This is a genomic window from Dyadobacter crusticola DSM 16708, assembly GCF_000701505.1.
Classification (GTDB): Bacteria; Bacteroidota; Bacteroidia; order Cytophagales; family Spirosomataceae; genus Dyadobacter; species Dyadobacter crusticola.
Genome location: NZ_JNJB01000022.1, coordinates 37,237 through 48,584, shown reverse-complemented (window position 1 = coordinate 48,584; position 11,348 = coordinate 37,237). Strand labels below are relative to the sequence as shown.

The window sequence follows — 11,348 nt, the reverse complement described above, 5'->3', positions numbered from 1 at the left end:
CTACCAGTGACATTGGTAAGCTTCGATGCAAAAGCAGTTGAGAAAGTTGCAGTACTGACCTGGAAGACGACGGCTGAATCAAACAGTGACCGTTTCGAAATCCAGCGTAGCCTTTCTGGTAAGCAATGGGAAACGATCGGTTCGGTGGTGGCGCAAGGCGAAAGCGCTAGTGCGGTTGAGTACACCTTCAAGGATGTAAATCCAGCTGGCGGTAACAACTACTACCGTTTGAAAATGATCGATAAAGATCTGACGTTCTCCTATAGCGGCATCCGGTCTGCTTACCTGGAACCAGGTCTTGTTCTGGCCACCTACCCTAATCCGGTTAGTGACAGGCTTATGGTACGCAACTTCGATCAGGTCAAGCAGCTCGTTATGTATAATAAATCAGGCGTAAAAATCCATCAGAGCCAGAAAGTGTCAGCCGAAGGCATCGACGTCACAAAGCTCCAGCAAGGAATTTACACGATTACCCTGATCCTGTTTGACGGCACTATCAGCACACACAAAGTAGCCGTTACCAGGTAACGTTTACCAGTCCGGCAGGGAAATTCTCTGCCGGACTATTTTTATCACTTAATGCATACATTGATCATGGCTGAACAGCCAACCGGTTGCGAGAGATCGGGCTTAAATGAATTTTCATTTTCTTCTAAGCATAGGCACTCCAGTAATCTCAGGTATGATATCTATCCACTTCAAAAAGAAGCCCGGTACTGAGCAAAACTATCATGGCTTTATTGCTTCTGCTGCGGAACTGGTACGTTTTCTTGAGACCGCAGACGGATTTGTGATCTTACTGACAAATGGAAAAATTGTACATCACAGACCAGATAATGCAACCCACTTTCGGCGATGGCTCAAAAGCCATCATATCAAAGAGCTAAGCCGATGACAGCGACGAAACATACTTCCGTCACCTGGGCAGATTGTCCTGATTCACCGACGACATAATCTTAACTTTAATAATCATGTGATGAACATACTATTTATCGATTCACAAACTTTACTAAGGATTGGTATGCGGTTTCTTATGTCGGAAGTATCGACCGACTACTTTTTGCACGAAGCTGCCAATCCTGAAGACGCTGCGGCGATTTTATCTACAAACAAGCTGGATTTGATAATTACAGACATCGGTGCAGACTCTGACACATACAAACAGCAAATGCAGTTGCTTCGCAAAACTCAGCCAAATCTACCCATACTCATCTATTCGACCTTCCCGAAAGACGTTTATGCAGACGCCATCCTGCAGGCAGGAGCCAATGCATATATTAGCAAGCAGTCTAAACCGCAGGAGCTTGCAGCCGCGATCTCCACGGTAATTGCAACAACTAAGTACTAAGCACAGCAAAGAGCGGCATTCATTCGATTTCCTGGCCGCAAGAAACAATAGACAAAATCTATATAACACAAAATTGTGCACATGCGTACGGTCGTATGTATGTGTACAAATACCAATGCATTACCCCTCTTCACAAAAAACGAATTTTGACAGCTTCGTTTCATTTATGAAGCAGGACAAACTGTCCACGAGAGATAACACTCGTATGAAGAGATATTACAGTTCATGCTAAATAAGATTGGTGCAAAACTTGGATACTTCAGTGTTGCGGCCTGCACGGAAAAAAAGGGCTAGATTGTCCTTGCCCATTAAAGTCGCATATGACATCCTTCAAATGTGAACAGCTAATCACCTTTTGTTCTTATACGGCTCCAATAAAGGTGTATTGCCTGGCGATTCGGATCCGTCCGATAGAACCATCTTTTAGCATATTAGTATAGTTTGTAAACTTGTTTCATGAAAAATGAGACTGAAAAAATGCGTAAGCTATACGGTCAATGGCAGACGCAAGGCATTAGCAAACAGGCTTTTTGCAATCAAAATGGTATTGGATACCATAAATTCAATTATTGGGTAAAGAAGTTCGGCACCAGGAATTCAACTGCTGTGGTACCGGCTCGTGGTTTCAGCCAAATCCCAGGTGAAGAGCCTGAGGCTATTGAACAATCCCAACAAGCGCTGGCAGCAATCACCTTTCCGTCGGGCGCGCGTATAGAGCTATTCGGTTTTCTTGATGCATCCTTTATCAGGAAGCTTGTATTTTAATATGCTGGCTTTATCTCACAGCTGCCGGTACTTTCTGTACCGGAGCCCGACGGACATGCGTTTTGGAATATACAGTTTGGCTGGCTTGGTCCGAAATGAATTGGGCTTTGACCCATCGAGCGGTGATGTTTTCGTTTTTCTGGGCAAACGGCTTAACCAGATTCGTCTGCTTCAGTGGGATCGGGATGGCTTTGCTATGTATGTTAAAAAGCTGGAACAAGGCACTTTTGAATGGCCGAAGTCAGAAAATATAGCCATCACCAGCCATCGCCGGGCGACCCCGCAACTGACACTTCTTTTGCAGGGCGTAATGCTGGATTCGGTTCGCCTCAGAAAGCGGTATCAGCATGCAAATCAGGTCACAAAATAAGAAGGAGATTCACCTAAAAAGCCCCTTAAAAGCTTGATTTGGCTGTTTTTTGGCCGTATCTTCGGGTTATGGAAGATACAGCGACGGACTATAAATTACTCTACGAACAAGCACTTGATGCTCATCGGAAGGTAGTCGCTGAAAAGGATGAACAGATCCAGGCCCTGAACTTTGAGCTTGATAAATACAAGCGGTATATATTCGGCAAAAAGAATGAAAAACTGGCAGGTGTCCACACGGATGCAAACCAGATTGATCTCTTTGAGCTAGGAACCGACCAGCAGCAACAAGAAGAACTTTCACAGCAAGCCGCAGACGTTGTAAAGGAAAAAGCTCCGCTAAAAAACGTGGAAAGGGAACGGGAAGAATGCTGCTTCCTGAGAACCTGCGCCGTGAGATCATCATCATTGAACCCACCGAAGACGTTACCGGCTGAAACATCATCGGAGAAGAGGTCACTGAGGTGTTAGACCTTATTCCTGCTGAGTTTTTTGTGAAGCGTTATATCCGTTACAAATATGCCCGTGCCAATGGTGAGGGCATTATAACCGCATCACTTCCAGACCGTGTCATTGATAAAGGCATTCCTTCGGAAGCAGTCATCGCTCAAATGGTTGTTGACAAGTACGTTTTTGGTCTTCCGCTTCACCGGCAGATTGATAAGTACAGACGATTGGGTGTAAATATTCCGGCTTTCACAGCTTCCGATTGGATTATGAAGGGATGGCACCATCTGATTCCTTTATGGGAGCTCTTAAAACTGCTGGTCCTCAATCAGAAGTATTTACAAGCCGATGAGTCGCCTCTAAAAGTGCTTGATAGAGACTATAAAAATGGGATCCATCAAGGCTTCATGTGGAGATATAATGCCCCCTGTGATAAGCTGACGCTGTTTGATTACCGGAAAGGCCGTGATCAAAGTGGGCCTAAACAGATGCTGGAAGGTTACGCCGGTATATTGCAGGTCGACGGGTACGCCGTCTATTAAAAGCTCTTTGGTAACCATCCAGATATCCTTTTGGTCTACTGCGCATCGCCCATGCCCTTCGAAAATTCGTAGACGCTCTTAAATACGACCACCAAAAGGCTACGTATGTGCTCGAACGTATGCAGTTACTGTACGCGCTTGAAAAGCAGATGCGGGAAGATCGACTGAATTGGGAAGAGAAAACCAAGTTAAGACAGGAAGAATCGGTCCCGGTTCTTTTGGAATTAAAAGAGTGGATGACCCAGCAGCTTCCGCAGGTAATCCCGCGCGGCGGCCGCCTAAAATTCCACTCGGTCAAGCATAGCTTACTCCTTACCACGCTGGGAAGGGCTGAGCGCGTATGCATTGCATGGACAAATTGAGATTGATAATAACTTGGCCGAAAATGTAATCAGGACCCTGGCAATCGGAAGAAATGCATTTTTGTTCGCCGGCTCTCACCAGGCAGCCGAAATGACAGCTGCCATGTATTCATTTATGGCTACGTGCAAGAAAAACGGCATTGATGAAAAAGAATGGCTGAAAGATGTCTTTGAAAGGATCCAATCACATAAGCATAAAGAGCTTTATAAATTGCTTCCAAATAACTGGATTAAGTTCCGGAATCAGAACGCTTAGACTACCTGCCAGGAAACCCAACCTTGTTGAAAACCATTGCTTCGTATGTGAAGCGTCTCGTAAATTACTTAATCAATGAAGGATTGTTAAACTCAGCGCCCCTATCATCTGGCTAGTATTTCGCCTGTCATGGTCATATATCTTTTCAAATATGTTTATTCATGCTGCTTTCAAGTTTGTTTAATCAACTATATAGCAGGAGGTCATTTGACATTCAGAGATGCGCGACACAGAATTCTCCATAACCTTTTACATGATGCAACATCAATTATAGTGTTTGCAACATGGCTTATAGCCCTGGTTTTTAAGATTTGCCAATTTTGCAGCAGAAAATAACCTGCTGAAATTGAAAAGCTTGTGAAAAACTATTTATCATTTATCTGTAGTATATGTTTATCTCCGCTGATAATTTGCCTGTTACTATCAGCTTGTGATGACAATGAAAAATCACAGCGTTACGTCGTGAACGGGGTGGCATCTGCATTGGAATGGAAGGGCTATTTGAAAGATGGCAGTGGCAACAACGGGACCATTAAAGTAGCAGGCGTGCTATTCGCCAATGAAAAAGGCAAGGTCACAGGCGGCCGGATTAATATGCCGGTATCTTCTTTGATCAATATCAATCTGCCAACCGACGAGCTAAAACATCAGCTGGTTCGCCATCTGCAAAGCCCGGACTTTTTCCATATGGCCGCCTATCCGGAAGTCAGCTTTCAGATTAAATCCCTTACGCCCAATCCGGACCTGCCCGGTATTTCTCTGGCCGCAGGTGAGCTGACAATACTCGGTAAAACCAACCCGGTAAGTTTCGCGGTAAAAATAAATGCCACGGGTGACAGACTTGAAGTTACCGGCGACACAAGCATTGACCGTAAACTTTGGGGTATAACCTACGCCAGCGATGAAAACGTCGCGAATGGCATGTACGTCAGGCCAGGCATTGATGTGCAGTTTAAGCTTGTGGCCAATAAATACTAAGTCTCCCTACATCTTATGGTAACCGCTGTAAGCGATACACAGAATCTCATTTACGTATATAAATCAGTTATGAAAACCTTTACAATACCGGTGTATTTCAGTGCCCGGCTCAAGCAATTCATTACCGTGGCGCTGATTGCACTGACGCTTGCATATAGCGCAAACGCCCAGACGATCCGCTACGTAAAACAAAATGGCAGCGGCAACGGAAGCAGTTGGGACCTGGCAAGCAACGACTTGCAAACGACTATAAATATGTCATCAGCCGGCGATCAGGTTTGGGTGGCTCAGGGTGAATACCAGCCTGCTTCGGGACAGTCTTTTTCAATGAAGGAAAGGGTTAAAATCTTGGGTGGTTTTTCAGGAACTGAAACAAGTTTGGTGCAAAGGAACATTTCACCGGATCGCTATAAAAGCATTTTAAAGGGAAATAATAGCAGGGTAATAACCAATAATAACAATGGCCTGACCACTGCTGCGGTTATTGATGGTTTTACTATTACCGGTGGCAGCAATGTGGAGGGTGGTGGAATGTACAACAACTACGCTTCCCCTTTTATTGCAAATTGCATTTTTACAAAAAACAGCACGGAAGTCTCGCAGTCCGGCGGCGGGATCTATAATCAGCATTCATCCCCAGTCATATATAATAGTGTTTTCACAGAGAATGACGGTTTTTGGGGTGGAGCCGTTTCCGCTAGTAATTCCTCCTCACCTAAGTTCTATAATTGCTTGATTTTTAACAATAGCGGCTCCCAGGGCACAGGTATATATGAGTATAGCGACAGTTATTCCGAATTTATCAACTGCACAGTTTATAACAACAACTCACCTTCCGGAATGGGCGGTATTTATATAGGTCAGGGTGCGCAACCTACCTTTAGAAACTGCATCATTCAAAATACCGCAACTTACCTGGACCGCTTGAGCTATGATCCTACCGTCAGAACAAATTGCCTGTTGGACCAGGATCCCCTTTTTATCAATGTTGCAAATCCGGCGGGGGCAGATAACATTTTCGGAACAAACGACGACGGGCTGCACATCCAAGCATCCAGCCCTGCCAGAAATGCTGGTGAAAACGCCTATGTATCCAATATTATTAGTCAGATTGATCTGGCTAACAATCCAAGGGTTACCGACGAGCGAGTGGACATCGGTGCCTACGAATATTTTCAATCTGCTGATATCCGGATACGGTATGTCAGGATGGGTGCAGGAGGGAAAGGGTATACCTGGGAAACGGCCAGTGGGGACTTGCAGGCGATGATTAATGAATCTGTAAGCGGCAATGAGGTCTGGGTGGCTGCGGGTGAATACCAGCCAGCTTCCGGTCAATCGTTTTCCATGAAAGAAGGCGTTAAAATCTACGGCGGCTTTCCTGTAACAGGAAAGCCTGAAATGGCCAGCCGCAATTACGCTGCCAATGTTACGATCCTGAAAGGCAATGGAGCCAGCGTGGTTTCCAACTACAATAACGGTTTGACCAATGCGGCCGTACTCGACGGTTTTACCATCACCGGCGGTAACGCGACCGAAGGAGGCGGGATTTACAACAGAACTGCTTCTCCCCTGCTAAGGAACCTGATCATCAAAGACAACAGTGCGACGGGCGTCGGCGGAGGTATATCAGTGCAACTTAATGCAGAGAAATTTCGGCTGGAAAACTCCCTGATTACAGCCAATTCAGCAGGTGGTGGCGGTGGCGGGTTTCATGTACTGAATACCGGCGATCCGGTGCTTGTCAATGTGACCATCGCAGCCAATACGGCCAGCTATCGTAATAGTGGCGGCGTTTATGTAGAGCGCAGTAATTTGAGTACCAAAAACTGTATCATCTGGGGCAATAAGGTTGCAGGCGCCATCGCAAATTTTGAAGGTCCGGGAATGGACGGCATTTCCATCATTCAAAACAGCCTTGTCCAGGGTAGCCGCGGCTCAGGAAGTAACTGGAATACAGATATCAGCAGAGACGGTGGCGGTAATATTGACGCAGACCCAATGTTTGCGGATGCAGAGAATGGCAATTTCCAAATCGCATCTCAAAGTGCCGCGGTTAACGCCGGAAATACCAGCTTGCTTGCTGATGCAGAAACCCTGAAAGACCTGGCAAATAACACACGCGTATTCGGTGGAATGATTGACATAGGTTCATACGAAAATCAGCAGGTTATCGATGCCTCTGTCCGTTATGTCAGACAGGGCGGCATTGGCAGTGGTTACAGCTGGGATCAGGCGAGTGGTGATCTGCAGGCAATGATTGCGGAGTCGAGATCCGGCAATGAGGTCTGGGTAGCGGCAGGTGAATATCAGCCAGTTTCCGGCCAGTCGTTTTCCATGAAAGAAGGCGTTAAGATCTACGGCGGCTTTCCTGTAACAGGAAACCCTGAAATGGCCAGCCGCAATTACGCAGCCAATGTTACGATCCTGAAAGGCAATGGAGCCAGCGTTGTTTCTAACTACAACAATGGGCTGACAAATGCGGCCGTGCTCGACGGCTTCACCATTACAGGTGGCAATGCGGCCGAAGGCGGCGGGATCTACAACAGGACTGCTTCTCCTTTGCTGAGAAACCTGATCATCAGAGACAACAGCGCTACGGGTGTCGGCGGCGGAATATCGGTACAATTTAATTCAGAAAAATTTCGGCTGGAAAACTCCCTGATTACAGCCAATATAGCAGGTACTGGCGGGGGCGGGTTTCATGTACTGAATACCGGCGACCCGGTGCTTGTCAATGTTACCATCGCAGCCAATACGGCCAGCTATCGTACTAGTGGCGGCGTTTATGTAGAGCGCAGCAATCTGAGTACAAGAAACTGTATCATCTGGGGTAACAAAGTGGCGGGCGCCACTGCAAATTTTGAAGGTCCGGGAATGGACGGTATTTCCATTATTCAAAACAGCCTTGTTCAGGGAAGCCGCGGATCGGGCAATAACTGGAATACAGATATCAGCAGAGACGGTGGCGGTAATTTTGATGCAGATCCGCTGTTTGTGGATGCAGAGAATGGCAATTTCGCTGTTCTCACTTGGAGCCCGGCCATCAATGCCGGCAACAATGACTTGCTCGCTGACGCCGCCAACTTAAAGGATCTGGCAAATAATGCCCGAATCCACATCGGTACGATCGATATGGGCGCATACGAAAATCAACTGGTCATGGATGTCGCCATCCGTTATGTCAGACCGGGCGGCACTGGCAATGGTTACAGCTGGGATCAGGCGAGTGGTGATCTGCGGGCAATGATTGCGGAGTCGAGATCCGGCAATGAGGTCTGGGTGGCTGCGGGTGAATACCAGCCAGCTTCCGGTCAATCGTTTTCCATGAAAGAAGGCGTTAAAATCTACGGCGGCTTTCCTGTAACAGGAAACCCTGAAATGGCCAGCCGCAATTACGCAGCCAATGTTTCGATCCTGAAAGGCAATGGAGCCAGCGTTGTTTCTAACTACAACAATGGGCTGACAAATGCGGCCGTGCTCGACGGCTTCACCATTACAGGTGGCAATGCGACCGAAGGCGGCGGGATCTACAACAGGACTGCTTCTCCTTTGCTGAGAAACCTGATCATCAGAGACAACAGCGCTACGGGTGTCGGCGGCGGGATATCGGTCCGATTTTCTTCAAACAACTTCCGCCTGGAAAATGCTTTGATCACATCTAACACAGCAGGTGCTGGCGGAGGCGGGTTCCACATACTGAATACGAGCTCCCCTTTCCTGGTCAACGTGACCATCACTGGTAACGGTGCTGGTTCCGGCACGGGCGGGGGTGTATATGTAGAGCGCAGTGACCTCTATACCAGAAACTCAATTATCTGGGGCAACAACGTCGCTGGTCAGACAAGCAACTTTGAAGGACCCGGAACAAACGGATTCTCCGAGATCCGGAACAGCCTTGTCCAGGGTAGCCGCGGATCAGGCAATAACTGGAATACAGATGTCAGCAGAGACGGCGGCGGTAATATTGATGCAGATCCGTTGTTTGTGAATGCGGAGAATGGCAATTTCCAACTTTCACTTCAAAGTACCGCTATCAATGCAGGAGACACTCAGCTCCTTATTGACGCAGCGAGCTTGAAGGATCTGGCAAACAATGCCCGTGTGTTTGGAGGCACAATTGATATGGGAGCTTACGAAAATGGCGGTCCGGAAATCCGCTACGTCAGGCAAGGCGGAACAGGGAACGGGTACAACTGGCAAAATGCTTCTGGTGATTTGCAAATGATGATTAATGAGTCCCAACCAGGTCAGCAGGTCTGGGTAGCCGCAGGCGAGTATCAGCCAGCTTCCGGACAATACTTCTCAATGAAAGAAGGTGTAAAAATTTATGGCGGGTTTGCCAATGCAGGCGACCCGGCTTTTACAGACAGAAGCTGGAACCAGTACCAAACGGTTCTGAAAGGCAACGGCACCCACGTGGTACGCAATGAGCAGAATGGCCTTACCAACGCAGCCGTGCTCGACGGCTTTACCATCACCAGCGGCTCGGCAGACACAGGTGGCGGAATGCTCAACAACCGGGCGTACCCGTTGATCAACCATTGTGTTTTCAAAGCAAACCACGCAGACACATGGGGTGGCGGGATTTACAACATTGGTCCGGGAACGACACTTGTTGCAAATTCACTTTTCTATCAGAACACTGCGCAAAGCGGCGCGGCTGCGTTCAGTTATCAAGATGCCAAACCCAGGTTTGTAAACGTGACTATAACAGACAACGCCGCGTATCAAAACGGCGGAGCTGTCCATAATTACCAGGATTCGGAGACTGAACTGATTAATACGATTGTTTGGGGTAACACGCAATCGGCTGGAAGCAGCCAGCTCTACACTATTGGCGCAGGCAGCAGCAAAGTGTATTTCAGTGTTGTGGAAGGTGGCGAAGCTGCTATTATCGGCGACAAAACAGTTGTTGGTATTACTTCATCAGATCCCCTGTTTACAGATGCACCAAACGGCAATTTCAGTTTGCAGGGTTGCAGCCCGGCGGTTAATATCGGAACAGCGAATGTTCTCAGCGGACTCCTGGGAGACCTTGCCGGCAACGAACGGCTCTACGGCATTGTGGATGCAGGCGCCTATGAATACCAGGCCGATATTCCAATCGGGGCAGACAGGCTTGCCGCGAATGGAAATGTGACGGGAGTAAACATAGAAGCCGGCAAATTGTATGAGATCCAGGTGACAGGTGACAACTGCCGGAGCGTTGCCGCTATCGAATCGAAAGGCGCTTCTCCGTTATCAGGCAATGTCACCATCACGACCTGGATAGATAGCCAGGTGAATACAGACAAAGGCGCTCCTTATGTGCAGCGACACTACGACATTTCACCGACATCGGAAGCGAAAACTGCTACTGCAATAGTCACCTTATACTATACACAGGCTGAATTCGACGCCTTCAACAGCCAGATTTCATCCAACCGGATCCCTTCTGAGCCACAGGATGTAGCGGGCCGGGCAAACCTGCGGGTTTACCAGTACCATGGCAGTGCGGAGGGCGGTAGCGGGCCCGGCAGTTATACAGAGGGCGTTACAGCCATTGATCCTGCTGACACTGATATCCAGTGGGACTACGGCTTCCAGCGTTGGAAAGTAAGCTTTGAGGTGACGGGATTCAGTGGATTCTTCATCGGCTCAGTGAGTAGTCCCCTGCCTGTCAAGCTGGTGAGCTTTACCGGCAAATTCCGTGACAATAAAACCGCCGCATTGGAATGGCGGGTAGCCGAGCAGCAGAATATCGTCGCGTACATCGTTGAATACAGTTCCGATGGAAAAAGGTTCGCGCAAATTGCAAGTGTGAAAGCAAATGACCTCACCCAGACAATTTACCAATATGAAGATGCACAATTGCATACGGGTAAGGCGGCCTATTACCGGCTCAAGATCCTGGAAGCGGACGGCAGCTTTGCATTCAGCAAAGTGATAGCCGTGAAATTGGCTGAAAGTACAGAGTTGGTAGTCTACCCTGTACCTGCAAAGGATATGATCTGGGTTAAAGCGGCTGGCCTGGCGGGCTCGGAAATGCAAATTATCAGCAAAGCAGGTGTTGTTATAAAAAAGATCAGTGTAGCGTCGGATACGCAGCAAATTGACATATCTACCCTTCAAACCGGGATCTATTTAATCCGGATGCCAACAGACATTATGCAAAGATTTATTAAAGACTAGGCCCGAAATCGGTTCGTGTTCAACTAGCAAAAACCCCATGTCAGATAAAATGTATGACATGGGGTTTTACTGTTTATCATTAGTTTTACAAAATCGTAAAACGTGCA

The 11,348-nt window shown here is 47.6% G+C and carries 10 protein-coding genes; all 10 read left to right on the top strand.

The window, feature by feature from the left end:
- The coding region (locus Q369_RS0120695) for a T9SS type A sorting domain-containing protein (RefSeq protein WP_035333738.1) at window positions 1-528 on the top strand (528 nt) is incomplete at its 5' end.
- A gap of 448 nt (window positions 529-976) precedes the next feature.
- The gene (locus Q369_RS0120685; RefSeq protein WP_084165808.1) at window positions 977-1,348 is read left to right on the top strand and encodes a response regulator; all 372 of its coding nucleotides are present in this window, start codon (window positions 977-979) and stop codon (window positions 1,346-1,348) included.
- Between the two features lie 456 nt (window positions 1,349-1,804).
- Complete coding sequence (tnpA, locus tag Q369_RS0120680) at window positions 1,805-2,113, top strand: IS66 family insertion sequence element accessory protein TnpA (RefSeq protein WP_031529667.1); 309 nt, start codon at window positions 1,805-1,807, stop codon at window positions 2,111-2,113.
- On the top strand, window positions 2,082-2,483 hold the full coding sequence (gene tnpB / locus Q369_RS0120675) for an IS66 family insertion sequence element accessory protein TnpB (protein ID WP_084165807.1): 402 nt from the start codon (window positions 2,082-2,084) through the stop codon (window positions 2,481-2,483). The genes tnpA and tnpB overlap by 32 nt, the downstream gene beginning before the upstream one ends.
- 68 nt (window positions 2,484-2,551) lie before the next feature.
- Window positions 2,552-2,953, top strand: a complete 402-nt coding sequence (locus Q369_RS29570; protein WP_035333734.1) for an IS66 family transposase — start codon at window positions 2,552-2,554, stop codon at window positions 2,951-2,953.
- On the top strand, window positions 2,947-3,471 hold the full coding sequence (locus tag Q369_RS29715; protein ID WP_035333733.1) for an IS66 family transposase: 525 nt from the start codon (window positions 2,947-2,949) through the stop codon (window positions 3,469-3,471). The genes Q369_RS29570 and Q369_RS29715 overlap by 7 nt, the downstream gene beginning before the upstream one ends.
- A 107-nt stretch (window positions 3,472-3,578) precedes the next feature.
- Complete coding sequence (locus Q369_RS29710; RefSeq protein WP_035333732.1) at window positions 3,579-3,833, top strand: IS66 family transposase; 255 nt, start codon at window positions 3,579-3,581, stop codon at window positions 3,831-3,833.
- Window positions 3,817-4,089 (top strand): transposase domain-containing protein, encoded by a 273-nt coding sequence (locus Q369_RS29705; protein WP_084165805.1) that lies wholly within the window; start codon window positions 3,817-3,819, stop codon window positions 4,087-4,089. The genes Q369_RS29710 and Q369_RS29705 overlap by 17 nt, the downstream gene beginning before the upstream one ends.
- A 462-nt stretch (window positions 4,090-4,551) precedes the next feature.
- Window positions 4,552-5,067: a YceI family protein gene (locus Q369_RS0120660; protein WP_051664177.1), complete on the top strand. Its 516-nt coding sequence runs from the start codon at window positions 4,552-4,554 to the stop codon at window positions 5,065-5,067.
- Between the two features lie 69 nt (window positions 5,068-5,136).
- Complete coding sequence (locus Q369_RS0120655) at window positions 5,137-11,241, top strand: choice-of-anchor Q domain-containing protein (RefSeq protein WP_031529664.1); 6,105 nt, start codon at window positions 5,137-5,139, stop codon at window positions 11,239-11,241.
- Window positions 11,242-11,348: the final 107 nt, after the last annotated feature.